The organism is Arthrobacter sp. ISL-69 (genome assembly GCF_018613775.1).
GTDB lineage: Bacteria > Actinomycetota > Actinomycetes > Actinomycetales > Micrococcaceae > Arthrobacter.
Window position 1 is genome coordinate 156,171 of record NZ_JAGGPO010000017.1, and the last position, 18,104, is coordinate 174,274.

Below are 18,104 nucleotides of genomic sequence, written 5' to 3' on the forward strand. Positions count from 1 at the left end.
GATGTAGGGCTAGACGATTGCCGAAATGCCGGTGATCGCGCGGCCGGTCACCAGGGTGTTGATCTCGTGCGTGCCTTCGTAGGAGTAGATGGCTTCGGCATCCGAGAAGATCTTGGCCATCTCGAAGTCGGTGACGATGCCGTTGCCGCCGAGGAGGCTGCGGCCGATAGCCACGCTTTCGCGCATTCTGGCCGTCGTAAAGGCCTTGGCGAGGGCGGACTGCTCGTCCTTGGCTTCGCCCGCGTCTTCGAGCTGCGACAGGCGGACCATCATGCCCATCGAACTGACGGCGTTGCCGAGGATCTGCACGAGCTGGTTCTGGACCAGCTGGAAGGAGGCGATGGGCCGGCCGAACTGGCTGCGCTCCACTGCGTAGCGCCTGGCGACATCGAAGGCTGCGAGCTGCTGGCCGACGGCCTGCCAGGCCACGGCAAGCCGGGTTACCTTCAGGACCCTATTGGTGTCCCGGAAGCTGTTGGCGTTGGCGAGCTTGAAGAAGTCCGGCACCACGACGTTCTCGAGCATGATGTCGGCGTTCTGGACGGTGCGCAGGGAGATCTTGTTTTCGATCTTCGTGGCGCTGTAGCCCTCGGTCGCCGTGTCCACGAGGAAGCCCTTGACCTGATTGTCGGCGAGGTCGCGGGCGTAGATGACCACCCAGTCGGAGAACGTGGCGTTGCCAATCCAGCGCTTGGCGCCATTGAGGATCCAACTGTCACCCTCGCGGCGGGCAGTGGTGCGGGTGCCGCCGGCGACATCGGAGCCGCCGAGCGGCTCGGTGAGGCCGAAGGCGCCGATCTTCCGAAGCGAGTAGATATCCGGCAGCCATGCCTCCTGCTGCTCCTGCGAGGCGAGGGCCTCGATGGACCCGGTGAACAGACCGTCATGGACGCCCATGAACGTGGCGATGGACGTGTCCGCACGGGTGACCTCAGCGTGCAGGATGCCGGCGAAAAGGTTGGAGTAGCCTTGGCGCCGAACGGGGCTGACGAGGTCAATCTCGGCCAGCTTCGGAATCAGGTCCATCGGGAACTCGCCGCGGTTCCAGCAGTCGACCGCGATCGGCTTGACCTCGCGCGCCAGGAACTCCCGGACTTCGGCCAGCCGGTCCCCCTCTTTGCCGCTGAGCAACTGCTCGAAGGCGAAGAAGTCGCCGTCAGCGTACGGCAGGTTGTTGGTGTCGATTGCAGCTTTGGACATGTTGTTCCTTCACGTGTGATCAGCAGCGACCAAAGGTCCCGGGCGACGAGCCAGCATAAGTTACTCACGAGTAACATACCGCAGCGGAAGCGGTCGGGCAAGCGGGCACGGGGCTCATTGCAGCAAAAGAAAAAGGAGCCGCGCCGATGTCTGAACATCGGCCGCGGCTCCTCGGCACAGGCTCCTTGGCACAGACCGACTTGGGCCTGGAAGTTTCGTAGGGCTACTCGGACTTGAACCGAGGACCTTAGGATTATGAGTCCCGCGCTCTAACCAGCTGAGCTATAGCCCCGTGCGCCCCGCGGACTGCCGGCTCCGCAGGGAGCCTCCGCAGTTCCGGGGCAAAAACACTCTAGCAATAGTAATCGCCTGTTACGCGCACCAGCACCCCGGGCGCCGGCGGCACGCTCGGATTGGACGCCGGCGATTGCACCGCTTGGCGATTACACCACTTTGTCGTCGTAGCTGGCGCCGTAGTAGAGGTCCTCGAACGTCTGCAGCGTCCCTTGGATGCTGTGCGGCTCCACCATACAGCGGCTGGCCTTTCCCATCGTGGCAAGCTCCTCGGCCGGAAGCTGAAGCACGCGGGTGATCTTGGCGGCAAGGTCGTCGCTGTCATTGGGGGTGAAGAGATAGCCGTTCTCTCCGTCACGCACCAGGTGCGGCAGCGCCATCGCATCCGCCAGCAGCACCGGGGTGGAGGCGGACATGGCCTCCAGCGTGACCAGGGACTGGAGCTCGGCCGTTCCTGGCATGCAGAACAGGTCCGCCTTGATGTAGGCCTCACGCAGTTCGGCATCGCTGGCCAGGCCCAGGAACTTCACCCGGGATTCCAGCCCCAGCCGCGCCACCTGGGACTCGAGGGCGGCCCGTACTTCGCCACCCCCCACGATCTCCAGGTGCACGTTAAGTTCGGCCGGGGTTTTCGCGACCGCATCGATGAGGATGTTGACGTGCTTTTCCTCGGCGAGACGGCCTGCGAACAGCACGGTGGGATGCGGGTGCCGACTGATCACTTCGCCGTCCCGGAGCTCATAGGCAGCGGAGTCAATGCCGTTGGAGAGCGGCAGGACCTTGCGCAGGAAGGCATGCTGGTGCATCGCCTTGGCGGCCAGAGGCGTGGGGGTGGTGACGACGTCGGCTTTGCCCATCACCTTTCCCATGTCCTTCCAGGAGATGCGTCCCACAATGTCCTTGAACCACTGCGGGAACGGCAGGAACGGGTTCAGGTTCTCCGGCATGAAGTGGTTGGTGGCCACAATCCGGACGCCGCGCCGCTCGGCTTCGTAGAGCACGTGCTCGCCGATCATGTAGTGGCTCTGGATGTGCACTACGTCTGGCTTGACGCGGTCAAACAGAAGGCTGATCTCCTTCTTGATTTCCCAGGGGAAGGTGATCCGGAAGTACTCGTGCGTGGGCACGGAGTGGGAACGGATCCGGTGCACGGTGCCTTCCGCGCGGAGCTCAGTGAAGCTCTTGCCCTTGTCCGGCCGGCACGCGAGCACATGGACGTCGTGTCCGCGCGCGGTCATGCCTTTGGCCAGCCGGTATCCGAATTGTGCGGCTCCGTTGACGTGTGGCGGGTAGGTGTCCGCAGCAATCAGGATGGTGAGTGATTGCTGGCTGTCGGGCATGGTCACGTGGAGAGCTCCTGGTGGTCACGGTGCGGTCAGCACTGGCTGTAGCGGCCAGTTGTCCCTCGGCGCGGTGGCGCCGGGACTTCTGGTGAAGTCTGGATAGCACTCGCCCTATGACACCCGTCCAGCGGCCTTGCGCGCGTCCTTCTTGCGCTTGGTCACTTCGGGATGGTGCCGCGAGAGGGCGATTACCCCCACGATAGCAAGGGAAGCGGCCGCCCCCATGGCAATCGCCAATACGGCGTGGACATCCGACCGGAGTTCGCCAAGGATGGCGATACCGATGGCGATGCCCACAATGGGGTCGATGACCGTCAGTCCGGCGATGACAAGGTCCGGCGGTCCGCCGGAGTATGCCGACTGGACGAACCACGAGCCCAGGCCGCCGGCAGCCGCGATGGCCACCACGGAATACCACTGCACGTTGAGCAGGGCCAGCCCATTCGGATCGAGCAGGTGTTTGCCGATGATGCGGGTCAGCACCGCAACGAAGCCGAACAGCACGCCGGCACCGAGGATGTAGATGAAGGCACTCATCCGCTGTCTGAACACCACCGCCAGGGTGCCGAAGAGGCCCACGGCCAGGGTGAGCAGCAGCACGATGGTGAGTTCGTCGTCGAAACTCACGTGATGGTTTTCCACCGTCACGTTCACGGCCAGCAGGACAAACATCGCCGAGCCGGTGACACAGGCTGAGATGGCCACCACAGTGGCACGGTTGATACTCAGGCCCTGGTCCTTGGCGTTGACAACCGTGGTGATGACCAACGCAATTGCACCGATGGGCTGCACCACCGTCAGCGGCGCCGATACGAGGGCCACGGCATTCATCGCCATGCCGGCACAAAGCATCAGCAGCCCGAACACCCAGCGCGGATTCCGGAGCAGCCGAAGGAAGCCATGCGAGCTCAGCGCTAGGCCGCCGGTGTCCGCTTTGACCGCACTCCCCTGGCGCTGTGCGCCGATGGCCAGGCAAAAGGCGCCCAGCACCGCCAGGAAGACGGCAAGCCACACCATCAGCCCGGTCCGCCGTCGGCGGCGGCCCTGAGCCGGCCTTTGCGGATGATAGCCAGGAAGTAGTTGTAGCCGGCCACCCAGTGGCCCAGCAGCCCGAGGCCAAGGAAAATCCACGCCGCGGCGAAATAGACCTCGGTCAGCGGAATAGGCAGTTTGGCGAGTACCAACAGCGGGGTGCCCACGAGGAGGAGAGCGGTGCGGATCTTGCCGATGCGGCTGACGGGGAGGTCGGGGTGGCTGCGGAAGTAGTAGAGCGAAGCGGCCAACAGGATGGCATCCGGAACCACCAGGGCCGTCAGGTACCACCACTGCACGACGCCGGCAATCACCAGGGTGACCGCGACAGCAATGAGCGCCAGCCGGTCCGCTATCGGATCCATGATCCGGCCCAGCCGGGACGTCTGGTTGAAGCGGCGGGCAATGTATCCGTCCACCCAATCCGTGCCGCCCATGATGACCAGTACCAGCGCGGCCAGGGCATACTCCTTCTGCGCCGAAACCAGCCAGATGAACAGGGGAACACCCATGAACCGGAGGACCGTCAGGACGTTGGGGATGGTGAAGACTGCGTCACTATCCACATGCCGCTGGCCCGGCCGTTCGCCGGCGTTGATGAACCTCATCCCTAACCTCCTTCCGTTCCCGTTGTGGCTGCGGGTAGTGCCCTGTCCTGGTGTGGCCTGTCTTAGTAGTGGCCGGGGGGTCCTACCCCTTCAGGAGCTTGCGGAGCAGGACAACGAAGACCGCGGCCGAGGCGGCCAGGGCCGCCAGCGGCTTCCAGCGCACTCCCGCCTGTCCCTCGTTGGCCCGGTTCAGGAAGCCGGACGCAGAGCGGCCGAGGGATTCGAACTGCTGGCCGGCGCGTTCCTTGCCGGTCTTCAGCTGGGCCTGGGTGGCGCCCAGAAGGATCCGGGCCTGGGTCTTGACGTCCAGTTCCTCGCCGAGCTCATCGCGGACGCCGGTCAGGTGGCGACGGCGCTTGTCCAGGCGGCTCCGCAGCTCGGCTTCCGTGGGGGCGGGTCCCAGGTCCGGCTTTGCCGCTTCCTTTGCTTCCTTCTCCGCTTTGTCCTTTGCCTTCTGCGCTTCCTTGGCCGCCTTGGCGGCCTTGGCCTGCTCGGAGGACGGATCCAGAATGGCCGGGTTGAAGTCCGAGCCTTCCTTCACGATGCCGAGATCGTGCTTGAGTCCGCGGATCGTGTCTTCGGGAACAAGGGGCATGGCCTTCTTGAATTTCCGCAGGCCGACCAGCGCGCCAATGAGGGCGATAACAAGGAAAACGGCGCACACCAGGAGGGCAGCCAGCCAGGCAGGCATGATGGTGGCGAGCCCCATAATCGCGGCAACGATGAGTCCGACGACGAGGAAGGCTACGAACACCAGTGCAACGGCGAAGAACGCGGCCGCCACCCCGACCTGGATTCCCTTGCGCTTGATCTCGATCTTCGCGAGGGCAATTTCGTCGTTGAGCTGCCTTGGCGCCAGCTTGGCAACCAGCCTCAGCGTTTTGGGCAGTGCCCCAATACTCAGTCCGCCCTTGGTCCGCCCGCTGTGTCGTCCGCTCATCGATCCCGCCTAACTGGTTCCATCTTTGATTCGGATTCCGCTGGATTCCGGGGGCCTGCGCGGCTTCACACACTCCCCGCTGACAAAACTATCATTCAGGTTCGGGCCCTCCTTCGGGTAATAACGCGTGGCGCGCCCTGCAACGCTGTAAAAGTATGATCTGAGGGCCATAGGATGGTTCTCCGTGAGCATCCCCGCCAATCCGGGCGACTCCCTGAGCCGCAACCGGAAACTCCTGTACATCCTCCTCCTCGGTGCCCTGACGGCCCTTGGCCCCTTTACGATCGACCTCTACCTCCCGGCCTTCCCCGCCCTCGAGGCCAGCCTCGAGGTGTCCGAAGCGGAAGTCCAGCTCACACTGACGGGCACCACCGTGGGCTTCGCCCTGGGTCAGTTGGTGGTGGGTCCGCTGAGCGACAAGTTCGGCAGGCGGCTTCCGTTGATCCTTGCCACCGCGCTGCACATCACCGCCTCAGTGGGAGCAGCGCTCTCCACGGACCTGGCGACGCTCGGACTCTTCCGGGTGCTGATGGGAATCGGCGCGGCCGGCGGCGGCGTGGTGGCCATGGCCATGGTGCGGGACCTTTTCAGCGGGTACGCCATGGTGCGGATGTTCTCCCGGATGGCACTGGTTAACGGCCTGGCCCCGATCCTGGCACCGGTCATTGGCTCCCAACTGCTGCTCATCATGCCCTGGCCGGGCATCTTCTACTTCCTGGCCGGCTACGGCACGCTGGTGATCATCGCCGCCAGCCTGCTGGTGCGCGAAACCCTCCCCCGCGAACTCCGGGGCAAATCGGGCCTCACTGCGGGGCAGCGCTACAAGCTCCTCTTTTCGGACCGGATCTTCGTGGGCCTGCTGCTGCTTGGCGGCATGAACTTCGCCGGACTCTTCGCGTACCTCTCCGCCTCCCCCTTCCTCTTCCAGGACGTCTACGGGTTCACGCCCCAGCAGTACGGCCTGCTCTTCGGCATCAACTCGCTGGGCATCGTGGCCGGCGTCCAGACCAGCTCCCGAGTGATCAGGCGGGTCCCGCCGCAGTGGATCCTGGCCTGTTCCACCGCGTGGATGTTCCTGATGGCCGTGCTGATCGTCGTATTCGACCAGCTTGGCTTCGGGCTCTGGGGCGTGATGGTGCCGCTCTGGTTCTACATCCTCGGCACCGGCTTCACGTTCCCCTGTGTCCAGGTCCTTGCGCTGTCCAAGCACGGAGCACAGGCGGGAACGGCCGCGTCCCTGCTGGGCGCCGCCACCTTCATGATGGCCGGCATCGTGTCCCCCGTGGTCGGCTGGTTTGGCGACATCTCGGCCACCGTCATGGGCGGCGTCCAGGCCTCGAGCATCCTGCTGGCCGCGGCCGCCCTGTGGCTGGTGGTCCGGCCCCGTACCGTCCCGTCGATCCACTAGCGTCCCGTCGGTGCACTGGAGTTCCGCGATCCTTAGCTCCCGAGGCGTCCGGGTACGCTGAACCCATGGCCAGGAAACCGCACCGCAACCGCAGGGGGCTGTTCCTCGGCGCGGTGCTTGGCGCCGTCGCCGGGTATTTCGCCGGACGAGCCATGGGGAATCCGGCCATGGGCATCATTCTGGGCGCGATTGCCGGCTCGGCCCTGCTGTACCGGGTCAATCCCGGCCCCTGGAACCGGCCCTAACGGCCCTGTTCCCGGACTTGAGCGCGCGATAAAGTTGTTCTGTGCCCGACTGGCAGCACCATCAGCCCTTACCGGCCACGTGGCAGCGATGCGACGGCGGCATCCTGCCCCTGTGGTGGGAACGCCTGTGCACTCAGACCAGCGCCCAGTCGGCAGCCCTGTACGCGGCCGGCCTGTTCACCGAGGACCGGCGCCGCCCGATCGCCCAGTGGTTCAACCCCGCGTTCAACGCCGCGCTCCTGGTGGCCCCGGAAACGTCTCCTGAATGGCCTGTCCAGCGGTTCGGCATCTTCTACGCCCCACCGAACGGCGGCTTCACCAGGGTGCACTCCGCGCCGCACGAGTGGCACCCCCGGGAGCCGCGGAAGTCCCCCACTGAGGAGGAAGCGTTCCAGGCCGCCGTCGCCGAGGCGGAGCGCTTCCTGCAGGTGGAGATGGACTTCGTCTAGCGCCCAAACAAAAAAGGCCCCGTGGCCGGCTGTTCGCCGGCAACGGGGCCTGTCCGCTCCTCCTGCTGGACTTGAACCAGCAACCCTTCGATTAACAGTCGAATGCTCTGCCAATTGAGCTAAGGAGGAATGAAGCAGGTATGACCTTAGCAAAGGTTTTGCCCCAAAGGGAAATCGGCTGCCGCAGCTGCCCGAAATACCCCGCCCGGGTATAAAAAAGTCCCCGTCCCGGTGACCCGGAACGGGGACTGCGCGCTCCTCCTGCTGGACTTGAACCAGCAACCCTTCGATTAACAGTCGAATGCTCTGCCAATTGAGCTAAGGAGGAATGAAGCGGGTACTAGCCTAGCAAACACCCGCCCGGTAAGCGAAATTGAGTGGATCGGCACTCCGCCGGACCCGGTTCGCGGGGCTGCAGTCAGGCGTCGGACCGCAGCGAACGGCGCTCCATTTCGAGCACCATGAGCTCCCGGTTCAGCCGCTGGAACTCCTCTGGATGGGCCGAGGCATCGAGCCGCTGCAGCTGTCCCATCTTGTCCGCTTTGACCCTGGTGATCTGGAGTTCAAACAGCCGGGCCAGGATGTCACGGCAATACTTGAGCACGCCTTCCGCGTTGCTCGCCGGCAGCGGCACCACGGCAAGCTCCGAGACCAGCGGGCGGAGCGGCTCCGGTACCTCGTGCATCACCTGTTCAACCCACCGCACGGGATCAACGGTCAGGCCCGGCCCGGAGGCGCGCATGGCGTCGTGGACGGCCTGGTAGGCAGGGGTCCTGAACCCGGCCGCACTGAACCGGTCCCAGGTCTCTCCGGCGAGCATGGCGGGCTCCTGAAGCGCCACCTCCAGCGCCTGCCGCTCCATGGACGCCACCGGGTCCCGCGGATCCGGCCTGTTGAAGGACGGCACAACGCCCGACGCCGGCAACTCGGCAATGCCGGGAGTCGCGCCTGTGCGCTGCTGCGCCCCGCCCTGGCCTGCGGGCGATTCGCCCTGGGCGGCACGCTTGGCGGCGACGCCTACTGCGCGGCTGACCTCCTCGACGGGCATGCCGAGCCAGCCCGCAAGCTCGCGTGCGTAGGCGGGCCGGATTCCGGCGTCGCGGATCTGCGCCACCACCGGCGCCGACTCACGCAGCGCGGCGATGCGGCCCTCCACCGTGTCCAGGTTGTGGCGCTTGAGGGATGCCCTGATGGCGAACTCAAACAGCGGCCGCCGGGTACCTATCAGGTCCCGGACAGCGGCGTCCCCCTTGGCCTGGCGCAGCTCGCAGGGGTCGGCGCCGGTGGGCTCCACCGCGACGTAGGTCTGCGCCGTGAAGCGCTGGTCTTCCTCGAAGGCCCGCAGGGCGGCCTTCTGGCCGGCGGCGTCACCGTCGAAGGTGAAGATGACCTCTCCCCCGGTGCCGTCGTCGGACAGCAGCCGCCGGGCAATCTTGATGTGGTCGGCGCCGAACGCGGTGCCGCAGGTGGCCACCGCCGTCGGAACTCCTGCCAGATGGCAGGCCATCACGTCGGTATAGCCCTCCACCACCACCAGCTGGCGGTCCTTGGCGATGTTCCGTTTGGCGAGGTCGATGCCGTAGAGCACCTGGGACTTCTTGTAGAGCGTGGTTTCCGGAGTATTGAGGTACTTGGGGCCCTGATCGTCCTCGTAGAGTTTGCGGGCGCCAAAGCCGATGGTGTCGCCGGCGATGTCCCGGATAGGCCAGATCAGGCGCCCGCGGAAGCGGTCGTAGATCCCGCGGTTTCCTTCTGAGAACATCCCCGTGAGTCTGAGCTCTGCGTCCGTATAGCCGCGGCCGCGGAGGTGCTTGAGCAGTGCATCCCAGCCCTGCGGGGCGTAGCCGACGCCGAACTGCTCGGCGGCAGCGCGGTCAAAGCCGCGGCCATGGAGGAAGTTCCGGCCTTCCGCGGCGCCGGGAGTCAGCAGCTGGGCACGGAAGAACTCGTCAGCCACTTTGTGGGCGTCCAGGAGTCGCTGGCGCTTGCCCACCTCTTCCCGGTTGGGACCTGTGCCGCCGTCCTCGTACCGCAGTTCGAAGCCGATCCTGGCGGCCAGCTTTTCCACGGCTTCATGGAAGGAGGAGTGGTCCAGCTTTTGGACGAAGGAGATGGCGTCGCCGTCCTCGCCGCAGCCGAAGCAGTGGTACCGGCCCACCTGGGGGCGGACCGTGAACGACGGCGAGCGCTCGTCGTGGAAGGGGCACAGGCCCTTGAACGAGCCCAGGCCGGCGCCCTTGAGCGTCACGTAGCCATCGATGACTTCCTTGATGTCCGTGCGCTGGCGTACTTCGTCAATATCTTCGCGTTTGATCAGCCCAGCCACAGAGCCATCCTAGTCCCCGGGTGCGACACCGACGGCTGGCCCGGCGGCGGCGGGACGGCGGGTGCGTCCAATGTCACCAAAGCGACGGCAGGCTGCCGACCAACCGCTCGTACATGGCCAGCGCGGAACCGTCGGTGAGCGACGCGACTTGGTCGATGACCACGCGAAGCCGGCCGCCGTCGTCGGCCGCGTCACGCCAGTCAGCGGCGAACATCGGCTCCAGGTGGCGGTCCCCGGTGGCGTTCAGCGCCGTCACCAGGGCGTGCAGGACCTCCCGCTGGCGCTCATAGATCGGCTGGCGGTGCTCGGTGGTCATCACAAAAGTGGTGGCCAGGCCCTTCATGACTGCGATTTCCATCACGGTCTCGTCCGGCACCATCAGCTCGGCGTTGTACCGGGTCAGGTTTTCGGGGCCGTAGACGGTGCGGGTGGTTTCCAGTGCGCTCTGGCAGAACCTGCCGATCAGCTGGCTGGTCATGTCTTTCAGCGCCGCCATGGCCTTGCGGCTGCCGTCCGCTTCGCGCACCCAGACGTCAGTGGCCTCGAGCCGCGCCAGGGCGGCGTCGATGGCGGCGGGGTCGTTGTGGGGCAGGTACCACTGCTTGGCATACCCCACTACGCGGGCACGGTGGTCCGGGTTGTCCATCCAGCGCAGCTGGAAGTGGCCGGCCACGATGGCGTCCTCGACGTCATGGACCGAGTAGGAGATGTCGTCGGCGAGGTCCATCACCTGGGCCTCCAGGCAGGACCGGCGCTCGGGGGCACCCTGGCGGAGCCAGTCGAAGATGGGCAGGTCGTCCTCGTAGGCGCCGAACTTGCTGGTGCGCTGGCCGTGGATCACCGGGGCGTTCAGCGCGGACCACGGGTATTTGGCGGCCGCGTCCAGGCTGGCGCGGGTGAGGTTCAGCCCGGCCGGCGTTCCGTCCGCAGCCAGGACCTTTGGCTCGAGCCGGGACAGCAGCCGGAGCGTCTGGGCGTTGCCCTCGAAACCGCCGATGCCGTGCGCCATTTCGTTCAGCGCGGATTCGCCGTTGTGTCCGAACGGCGGGTGGCCGAGGTCGTGGCTGAGGCAGGCGGTGTCCACGACGTCGGGGTCGCAGCCGAGCGTCCGCCCCAGTTCGCGGCCCACCTGGGCCACTTCCAGGCTGTGCGTGAGCCGGGTGCGGACGAAGTCGTCAGTGTCCGGGGCCACCACCTGGGTCTTGGCGCCGAGCCTGCGCAGCGCGGACGAGTGGAGGACCCGTGCCCGGTCCCGTTCGAAGTCGGAGCGGTACGTGGTCTTGGGCGGTTCCTCCACCCAGCGGGCGGAGTCGTGGGCGTCGTAGCCCGGCAGAACGGGTGCTGCAGTCCGTGTTTCAGCCACCTGACACGTCCAGTTCCGCGGCGGCGATGTCGCGGGTCTGGTCAACGTCCATCTGCCGGCTGAGCAGCCAGTCCTTGGGCAGTGCGGGCTTCTTGGGGGAACCGGCACGGCCGCGGGGGCCTTCGGCGTCCACACCGGGGTATGGGGAATCCTGGTCCAGCTCGGCCAGCGTTTCCCGCAGCCCCTGCAAGCTGCTGACAAGGGCCAGCCTGGTGCGCAGTTCCCCGCCCACCACGTAGCCCTTGAAGTACCAGGCCATGTGTTTGCGGATTTCACGCAGGGCCTTGCCTTCGTCGCCGAAGGTTTCCACCATGAGTTCGGCGTGCCGGTACACGCCCTCCGCCACCTGCTGCAGGTTCGGCTTGTGGCGGGTGTCGCTGCCTTCGAAGGCAGCCTGGAGATCACCGAACAGCCACGGGCGGCCCTGGCAGCCGCGGCCGACCACCACTCCGTCCACTCCGGTCTCGCGGACCATCCGCACGGCGTCCTCCGCGGACCAGATGTCGCCGTTGCCCAGCACCGGCACATCCGGCAGAGCCTCACGCAGCCTCGCGATGGCGGACCAGTCAGCCTGGCCGGAATAGAACTGCGAGGCCGTACGGCCGTGAAGCGCGACGGCGGCGACTCCGGAATCGCGGGCGATCCGGCCGGCGTCGAGGTACGTCAGGTGGTCCTCGTCGATGCCCTTGCGCATCTTGATGGTCAGCGGGATGCCGCCCTTGGAGGCTTCCCGGACTGCCGTCTGCACGATGGAGGTGAAGAGATCGATCTTCCACGGCAGCGCTGAGCCGCCGCCCCGGCGGGTCACCTTGGGCACCGGGCAGCCGAAGTTGAGGTCGATGTGGTCCGCCCGGTCCTCGTCGACGAGCATCCGCACTGCCTGGCCCACGGTCACCGGATCCACGCCGTACAGCTGGACCGACCGGACCTTTTCATCGTCGTCATGGGAGATGATGCGCAACGACTCGGGAGTTCGCTCCACGAGGGCGCGGGAGGTGACCATCTCCGCCACATACAGGCCGCCGCCGTATTCACGGCAGAGCCTGCGGAAGGCGGAGTTGGTGATTCCGGCCATGGGCGCCAGGATCACGGGGGTGTCCACCGTGATGGGGCCGAGCTTCAGGGGCGGGAGTTCCAGCTTGGGGGCGGGAGGCGTTGCTACAACAGTCACCCGTTCATTGTCTCAAAGCCGGGCAAATCGGCGAGACGTGCGCTTCGGTGCGCCGGAACACCGGTCCGACGGGGGGCGGGTGCCCGCTACTCCCGTTCTGCGGCCCGCCGTGCGCGCCGGCCGCCGGGCACGGCTTCGGTCCCTGCTTCGCTCCTGTCGTCGCGGGAAGCGCGGGAACCGGCCGCGCGCGTTCGGCCACCGCGCGAAACCGCCGCTGCCGCTGCGAGCGCGCCGGTGTCCCCGACGTCGTCGGGCGTCACGGGCGGACGCGCGGAAGGGGTACTGCCGGAAGCATTGCCGCCGGTTTGCAGGCCGGTGGCCGGTTTGATCCCCGTGGCCTTGACCACCAGCACCGCGATCAGCGTGGTGACAGGGATGGCCAGCACCAGCCCCACGGAACCGACGAGCGTCCTGATGACTTCCTCGGACAGTTCGGCGCTGGTCAGTGCCTCGCCGAGGGGGCGGTCGTACAGCATCACGATGATGAGGATGGGCAGTGCTGCGCCGGCGTAGGCGAAGGCGATGGTGTAGACAGTGGACGCGATGTGGTCGCGGCCGATCCGCATGGCGGAGGAGAAGAGCTGGCGGGAGCTTGTCTCCGGTGCGAGCTCGTAGAGTTCCCACACCGCGGAGGACTGGGTGATGGTGACGTCGTTCAGCACGCCGAGTCCGGAGATGATCAGGCCGCACAGGATGATGCCGGAAATGGAGATGTTGTCCGAAATATTGGCCAGCGTAGCGGCGTCATGGCTGCCCACCCCGGCCAGGTTTGCCGCGTCCGTGGCCCATGCCGCCAGCAGCGCCGTGATGCCCAGGCCGAACATCGTGCCCAGCAGCGCCGTGGAGGTGCGCGCCGAGAATCCATGGGCGAAGTAGAGGACCCCGATCATGATCACCGTGGATCCCACCAGCGCCAGCAGTAACGGCGGTTTTCCCTCCACCAGCCCGGGCAGCATAAAGGACACCAGCACCGCATAGGCGCCGAGGAGGCCGATCAGTGCCCGCAGCCCGCGCCAGCGAGCGACGGCGATCACCACCACGGCGTAGAGGACGGCCAGCAGGATGATGGGCATGGTGCGGACGAAGTCCACGAAGATATACCCCGGGGCGCCCTGGCCGGCGGACGCGCCCTGGGCGTTGGAGAGGTTCAGGTACCGGATGTTGTCCCCGACCTTGACGCCGTGGGATTTCACCACGTCCGGGTTGATCACCACTTTGACTGGGTTGCCGCCCTTGTCCGGCTCGGTGAAGGCGAAGGTGCAGTTGCTCCCCTGCTGGGCGGCGCCTTCCTGGCCAGTTCCTTCCTGACCTGTGCCCTCCTGACCTGTGCCGGGCTGTGCGCCCTGCTGTGGCGTGGCGCCCTGGGCGCTCCCCTGGATGCAGCTTTCCACCACCACGCGCTGGATCTTGCCGGTATCGAAGGTCACACCCGGTGCCGCCGCATACGGGCTGGCCAGCTTCAGGTCCGCCTTGTTCCCGGACGGCCACAGCATGGCCATGGCCGCCAGGGTCAGGAGCGTCAGCGGAATCAGCACCGCCGCGAGAAGCCAGTTGGCCCGTTTGCGGGCGGCGAGAGCCCGGGGTGTCGGATCCGAATCATCTGTGTGACCGTGGGAGTGTCCGGCACCCATCAGCAGTAAAACCTCATACCTGCACTTTACTGGGGCTTGATGTTCTGGTTCACATGGAACAGGTTGCCCGGATCGTACTTGCCCTTGATCGAGGCGAGCCGTGCATAGTTCGGTCCGTAGTTCTCCGCGACCCGGGGCAAGTCATCGCTGTCCTGGAAGTTGATGTACCCCGCGGTCTCAGAGTAGGGCTGCAGCGCCGCCGCGTAATCCCGCACCCAGGCGATGTTCGCCTCGGAATCCCCGGGATCCTCCCAATGGCATGCGATGACGGGGGAGAATTTGGCGTTGCGGTTGGGGAACGCCGTGTCCGTTACGCCCACACGGTGCACTGCGCCGTCGATCGGGTAGATGTGCACGGCGGTCGAGATGCTCGGCACCAGCTTCCCGTACTCGAGGTGCGCGTTGATGGCACCGTCGCTGAGCTCGGACAGGAAGGCCGCCTTCCAATAGGCCAGGAGCCCCTTGGGATACATCCCGTCGAAGGCCGAATTCAAGGCCGGATAGGGCATCGGTCCCACCATGGACCCTGCCACCGGCGCGGCGTCGAGGAACGGCTGCCAGCGGGCCGGCCCTTCGGCCGGGTCGCCGGTCCACATGCCGACCACAATGCAGACCGGTTTCCCATGCCATTCCTCCGGAAGAAACGGAACCGGCGGCCCCTGGTGGAAGGCGAGGAAAGCGCCCAGCTCCTCGGGTGCTGCCGCCAGATGCTCGCGGTAGAACTTCGCGACGGTTTCTGCGTGCTCCAGCGGGTAGATGATGATGCCGGCGTGGACCATGTCCACGGGATGCAGGCGGTATTCCAGCGAGGTCACGACGCCGAAGTTCCCGCCACCGCCGCGCAGCGCCCAAAACAGATCCTCGTTCTCGTTTTCGCTGGCGGTAAGGAACTTCCCGTCCGCGGTGACGACGTCGGCCGAAAGCAGGTTGTCGCAGCTGAGTCCGTATTTCCGGTCCAGGTAGCCAATGCCTCCGCCGAGGGTCAGCCCCGAAACACCGGTCGAACCGACGATGCCGCCGGTGGTCGCCAGCCCGAACGCGTGCGTGGCGTGGTTGAAGTCGGCCCACGTTGCGCCGGCCTCACTCCTGGCTGTTTTGCTGGCCGGATCGACCCGGACACCCCGGGTGTTGGCAAAGTCGATGACCAGCGCATTGTCCGCCGTGCCAAACCCCGGCCCGCTGTGTCCGCCTCCACGGATCGCGAGGTCCATGGCGTTGTCCCTGGCGTAGTTGACCGCGGCGATGACGTCCGCCACCTGCGCAACCCGCAATACCGCTGCGGGCCGCTTGTCGATCATTCCGTTGTGGACGGCACGGGCGGAGTCGTAGTCCGCGTGATCCGGGGTGATCACTTGCCCGCGCACCTGTTCCCGCAGGGTGTCGAGCGTTTTTGCGTTCATTTGCAGTACCACCGATCCTCTTCGACTTCGGATCCGGACCGTTGGGGTTCGCCTCCCATCGGGTTTAACGACCGGAGCTTACGGGACAGGGATACACCCGTCCGCCGGCACCGTCAAGGAGTTTCGGGGCCGGCCACGACGCGGCAATCGGTGGGGGCCGCGGCTCCGAATCTCCTGTATGACCGCGGGAATGTCCGGCGCCTTGGCAGTCCCGGCTCCGCCCGGAACTAAACCCCGGCATCCCGGGGTTTATAACTGTAGGACGAGGAGTCTGGAGGCCCGCATGGGTAATCGCAGGAATGACGAAGTCAGCACCAAGCCTGTGCTCACCGCGAGGGAGGCTGCGGGCACCACCCGCGGCGTGGCCCTGGTGCTCCACGGCGGGCGCTCGCACAGCTACGAGCCAGTGGAAGCGCGGCATCTGAGCCCCGCCCGCATGGTGCCCTTCGCAAGGCACCTGCACCGCGCCGGCCGCAAGCACGGACTCGCGGTCTGGACGCTCCGGAACAGCGTCCGCGGCTGGAACGGCCCGGACATGTCACCGCTGCAGGATGCCCGGTGGGCGCTGGCCCGGATCCATGAACAGCACCCTGGCGTGCCCGTGTACCTGCTGGGGCATTCGATGGGCGGGCTCACCGCCATTTGTGTGGCCGACGATCCGCTCGTTGACGCCGTGGTGTCGCTGGCCCCGTGGCTGAGCGCCGGGACACCCGCTGAGACCGTCGCCGGCCGCAAAGTGCTCATCGTGCACGGCACCGCGGACCGCTGGACGAGCCCGGCCGAATCGCTGAAATTTGCACAGCGCGCCGCTTCCCTGACCGACGAGCTGCGCTACGTGTCCCTGGCCGGGGCAGGCCACTTCATGTTCCGCAGGGTCCGCCTGTGGCACACGCTGGCCACCGGCTTTGTCCTCAAGGCCTTCGGTGAAGCCGCGGGCGCGGAAATCGGGGGCGGTCCGGCACGCTTTGATGCCCTGCTGCCAGCAACAGCGCCGGGCATCCCGGTGGTGCTGTGACCATGGCGGCATTTCCGATAAACGACTTCCTGGCCAGCCTGCCGTGGACAGCCCTGGCCGTGGCCGGCGTCCTGGCGGTCACTTTCGCCGTGGCCGTCGCCCAGCGGCGGCACTCGGTGATGGACGTGGCGTGGGGACCCGGCTTCGTAGCGGTTGCCGCAGTGTCGTGGCTGCAATCCGCCGGAACGGGCGACGACGGCAGGCGCCTCCTGCTCCTGCTGCTGACGGGCGTGTGGGGCCTCCGCCTCGGTACGCACATCGGCTGGCGCGCCCGCGGCGGCCATGAGGACCCCCGCTACGAGGCAATGCTCAGTACGGCACCCGGCTCACGCAATGCCTACGCGCTGCGCCGTGTCTACCTGCCCCAGGGCATGGTGATGTTCTTCGTTTCGCTCACCGTGCAGGTCGGGATGTTCGCTACCGGCGCCTTGGGCTGGGTGGCGATCCTCGGAGTGTTGCTGTGGGTCATCGGCTTCGTGTTCGAAACCGTGGGTGACTGGCAGCTCGCACAGTTCAAGAAGGACGCCGCCAATAAGGGAACCGTGCTGAACACGGGGCTGTGGCGTTACACCCGGCACCCCAACTACTTTGGCGACGCCGCCGCCTGGACCGGCCTGTTCCTTATTTCCGCAGACTCCTGGCCCGGAATCCTCACGGTCCTGTCCCCCGCCCTGATGGTGTGGGCCCTCGCAGGCAAAACCGGGAAGCCGCTGACGGAGAAGGCGATGTCCGCCCGGCCGGGCTACAAGGAATACGTCGAGTCGACGTCGGGCTTTATCCCCTGGCCGCCGCGCCGGCCGGCGGGCAGGCACTGAGATGGCGTGGCGGCCGCAGCCGAATGACCGCTTCTACCGCTTCATTGTCCGCACCGGACTGGCGCTGCGGTGGCTCTTCCGGATCCGCGTCATTATCACGGGCAAGGAGCACCTCCCGCCAGCCGGACGCCTCAACGGCCCGTCCCGCCAAGCGGTGCCGGGTGCGGGAGCCGTCGTCGCCATCACCCACTTCGGGTACCTCGATTTCGCCTTTGCCGAGCTGCTCCTGTGGCGGCACAGCCGGGCCCAGATGCGCTACCTGATCACCCAGGGCGCGGCCGATCACTGGTTTGCGGGTCCTGCCATCAGCGCCGCCGGGCAGGTTGTGGTGGGTTACGGGTCCGGTTCGGGCGCCTACGACGCCGCCGTCGCGAAACTCCGCGAGGGCGAATACATCGCGATCCTTCCGGAGGCGGGCGTCAGCCGCAGTTTCACGGTCCGGGAGTGCAAAACGGGGGCCGTGCGTATGGCGGCCGAGGCCGGTGTGCCGATCATTCCCGTCTCGGTGTGGGGAGCGCACCGGCTGCTGACTCGCCAGCATGCGTTCTCCCCGCGCCGCGCCTGGCGCGCGCCGGTGCGGATCCATGTGGGTGAGCCGCTCCGGCCGGACTCCGGCCGGCTGGGCGCCGATGCTGACGTGCCGGCAGCAACGGCGCGGCTCCGGGCCGTGCTGCAGCACGGCATCGACACGGCCATTGCGGATTTCCCGCTCACACCCCGGCCCGGAGTATGGTGGATGCCCGCACATCTGGGCGGCGGTGCGCCCACGGATGTGGAACGGCGGCGGCTGGAGGAGGCCGAGGGGCCGCGGCGCGCGGGCCGACGTCGCGCTTCGGCCGGCTAACGCACGCTGTGGCTAGGCTC

At 66.6% G+C, this 18,104-nt stretch carries 16 protein-coding genes and 3 tRNA genes; 6 read left to right on the plus strand and 13 right to left on the minus strand.

All coding sequences use genetic code 11. From position 1 onward, the window contains the following. Positions 1–9: 9 nt before the first annotated feature. The 6 genes from J7I79_RS11875 to J7I79_RS11900 form a co-directional block, all read right to left on the minus strand. The gene (locus tag J7I79_RS11875) at positions 10–1,200 is read right to left on the minus strand and encodes an acyl-CoA dehydrogenase family protein (RefSeq protein ID WP_214953362.1); all 1,191 of its coding nucleotides are present in this window, start codon (positions 1,198–1,200) and stop codon (positions 10–12) included. Positions 1,201–1,418: 218 nt separating this feature from the next. After that, positions 1,419–1,492 (minus strand) — tRNA-Ile (locus J7I79_RS11880). 151 nt (positions 1,493–1,643) lie between these two features. Beyond that, the gene (locus J7I79_RS11885; protein WP_251042728.1) at positions 1,644–2,834 is read right to left on the minus strand and encodes a glycosyltransferase; all 1,191 of its coding nucleotides are present in this window, start codon (positions 2,832–2,834) and stop codon (positions 1,644–1,646) included. A 114-nt stretch (positions 2,835–2,948) separates the two neighbouring features. After that, the gene (locus tag J7I79_RS11890) at positions 2,949–3,854 is read right to left on the minus strand and encodes a DMT family transporter (RefSeq protein WP_214953365.1); all 906 of its coding nucleotides are present in this window, start codon (positions 3,852–3,854) and stop codon (positions 2,949–2,951) included. Then, positions 3,854–4,477, minus strand: coding sequence for a CDP-alcohol phosphatidyltransferase family protein (locus J7I79_RS11895; protein WP_214953367.1), 624 nt, complete (start codon positions 4,475–4,477; stop codon positions 3,854–3,856). The genes J7I79_RS11890 and J7I79_RS11895 overlap by 1 nt, the downstream gene beginning before the upstream one ends. Positions 4,478–4,559: 82 nt before the next feature. Then, complete coding sequence (locus J7I79_RS11900) at positions 4,560–5,417, minus strand: phage holin family protein (protein WP_214953369.1); 858 nt, start codon at positions 5,415–5,417, stop codon at positions 4,560–4,562. A gap of 184 nt (positions 5,418–5,601) precedes the next feature. On the opposite strand from J7I79_RS11900, the gene J7I79_RS11905 reads away from it, so the two are divergent. From J7I79_RS11905 to J7I79_RS11915, 3 genes are all read left to right on the plus strand, one after another. Next, positions 5,602–6,825, plus strand: coding sequence for a multidrug effflux MFS transporter (locus J7I79_RS11905; protein WP_214953370.1), 1,224 nt, complete (start codon positions 5,602–5,604; stop codon positions 6,823–6,825). 65 nt (positions 6,826–6,890) lie between these two features. After that, positions 6,891–7,070 carry a complement resistance protein TraT gene (locus J7I79_RS11910; RefSeq protein ID WP_214953372.1) on the plus strand — a complete coding sequence of 60 codons (180 nt, stop codon included), beginning with the start codon at positions 6,891–6,893 and terminating at the stop codon, positions 7,068–7,070. 41 nt (positions 7,071–7,111) lie between these two features. After that, the gene (locus J7I79_RS11915) at positions 7,112–7,519 is read left to right on the plus strand and encodes a hypothetical protein (RefSeq protein WP_214953373.1); all 408 of its coding nucleotides are present in this window, start codon (positions 7,112–7,114) and stop codon (positions 7,517–7,519) included. Positions 7,520–7,575: 56 nt separating this feature from the next. Here J7I79_RS11915 and J7I79_RS11920 read toward each other — a convergent pair. The 7 genes from J7I79_RS11920 to J7I79_RS11950 form a co-directional block, all read right to left on the minus strand. Then, a tRNA-Asn gene (locus tag J7I79_RS11920) sits at positions 7,576–7,648 on the minus strand. 126 nt (positions 7,649–7,774) lie between these two features. Further along, positions 7,775–7,847, minus strand: a tRNA-Asn gene (locus J7I79_RS11925). Between the two features lie 90 nt (positions 7,848–7,937). Continuing rightward, positions 7,938–9,845 (minus strand): DNA primase, encoded by a 1,908-nt coding sequence (gene dnaG / locus J7I79_RS11930; protein WP_214953375.1) that lies wholly within the window; start codon positions 9,843–9,845, stop codon positions 7,938–7,940. A 73-nt stretch (positions 9,846–9,918) separates the two neighbouring features. After that, positions 9,919–11,208: a deoxyguanosinetriphosphate triphosphohydrolase gene (locus tag J7I79_RS11935; protein WP_214953377.1), complete on the minus strand. Its 1,290-nt coding sequence runs from the start codon at positions 11,206–11,208 to the stop codon at positions 9,919–9,921. Continuing rightward, complete coding sequence (gene dusB, locus J7I79_RS11940; protein ID WP_214953379.1) at positions 11,201–12,379, minus strand: tRNA dihydrouridine synthase DusB; 1,179 nt, start codon at positions 12,377–12,379, stop codon at positions 11,201–11,203. The genes J7I79_RS11935 and dusB overlap by 8 nt, the downstream gene beginning before the upstream one ends. 86 nt (positions 12,380–12,465) lie before the next feature. Beyond that, positions 12,466–14,010: a YibE/F family protein gene (locus tag J7I79_RS11945; protein ID WP_214953381.1), complete on the minus strand. Its 1,545-nt coding sequence runs from the start codon at positions 14,008–14,010 to the stop codon at positions 12,466–12,468. 26 nt (positions 14,011–14,036) lie between these two features. Next, positions 14,037–15,410, minus strand: a complete 1,374-nt coding sequence (locus J7I79_RS11950; protein ID WP_214953383.1) for an FAD-binding oxidoreductase — start codon at positions 15,408–15,410, stop codon at positions 14,037–14,039. Positions 15,411–15,693: 283 nt separating this feature from the next. Between J7I79_RS11950 and J7I79_RS11955 the strand changes: the two genes are divergently transcribed. Genes J7I79_RS11955 through J7I79_RS11965 form a run of 3 tightly spaced genes read left to right on the plus strand, consistent with a single transcriptional unit; the run spans position 15,694 to position 18,084 of the window. Continuing rightward, the gene (locus J7I79_RS11955; protein WP_214953385.1) at positions 15,694–16,425 is read left to right on the plus strand and encodes an alpha/beta hydrolase; all 732 of its coding nucleotides are present in this window, start codon (positions 15,694–15,696) and stop codon (positions 16,423–16,425) included. A gap of 2 nt (positions 16,426–16,427) precedes the next feature. Continuing rightward, on the plus strand, positions 16,428–17,240 hold the full coding sequence (locus J7I79_RS11960) for a DUF1295 domain-containing protein (protein ID WP_214953387.1): 813 nt from the start codon (positions 16,428–16,430) through the stop codon (positions 17,238–17,240). A gap of 1 nt (position 17,241) precedes the next feature. Then, positions 17,242–18,084 carry a 1-acyl-sn-glycerol-3-phosphate acyltransferase gene (locus tag J7I79_RS11965; protein ID WP_214953389.1) on the plus strand — a complete coding sequence of 281 codons (843 nt, stop codon included), beginning with the start codon at positions 17,242–17,244 and terminating at the stop codon, positions 18,082–18,084. Positions 18,085–18,104: the final 20 nt, after the last annotated feature.

Excerpts from the sequence above, each read along its gene's own strand:
- J7I79_RS11875 (WP_214953362.1), bottom strand. The coding sequence starts at position 1,200 with ATGTCCAAAGCTGCAATCGACACCAACAACCTGCCGTACGCTGACGGC.
- J7I79_RS11885 (WP_251042728.1), bottom strand. The coding sequence starts at position 2,834 with ATGCCCGACAGCCAGCAATCACTCACCATCCTGATTGCTGCGGACACC.
- J7I79_RS11890 (WP_214953365.1), bottom strand. The coding sequence starts at position 3,854 with ATGGTGTGGCTTGCCGTCTTCCTGGCGGTGCTGGGCGCCTTTTGCCTG.
- J7I79_RS11895 (WP_214953367.1), bottom strand. The coding sequence starts at position 4,477 with ATGAGGTTCATCAACGCCGGCGAACGGCCGGGCCAGCGGCATGTGGAT.
- J7I79_RS11900 (WP_214953369.1), bottom strand. The coding sequence starts at position 5,417 with ATGAGCGGACGACACAGCGGGCGGACCAAGGGCGGACTGAGTATTGGG.
- J7I79_RS11910 (WP_214953372.1), top strand. The coding sequence starts at position 6,891 with ATGGCCAGGAAACCGCACCGCAACCGCAGGGGGCTGTTCCTCGGCGCG.
- J7I79_RS11945 (WP_214953381.1), bottom strand. The coding sequence starts at position 14,010 with ATGGGTGCCGGACACTCCCACGGTCACACAGATGATTCGGATCCGACA.
- J7I79_RS11950 (WP_214953383.1), bottom strand. The coding sequence starts at position 15,410 with ATGAACGCAAAAACGCTCGACACCCTGCGGGAACAGGTGCGCGGGCAA.
- J7I79_RS11955 (WP_214953385.1), top strand. The coding sequence starts at position 15,694 with ATGGGTAATCGCAGGAATGACGAAGTCAGCACCAAGCCTGTGCTCACC.
- J7I79_RS11960 (WP_214953387.1), top strand. The coding sequence starts at position 16,428 with ATGGCGGCATTTCCGATAAACGACTTCCTGGCCAGCCTGCCGTGGACA.
- J7I79_RS11965 (WP_214953389.1), top strand. The coding sequence starts at position 17,242 with ATGGCGTGGCGGCCGCAGCCGAATGACCGCTTCTACCGCTTCATTGTC.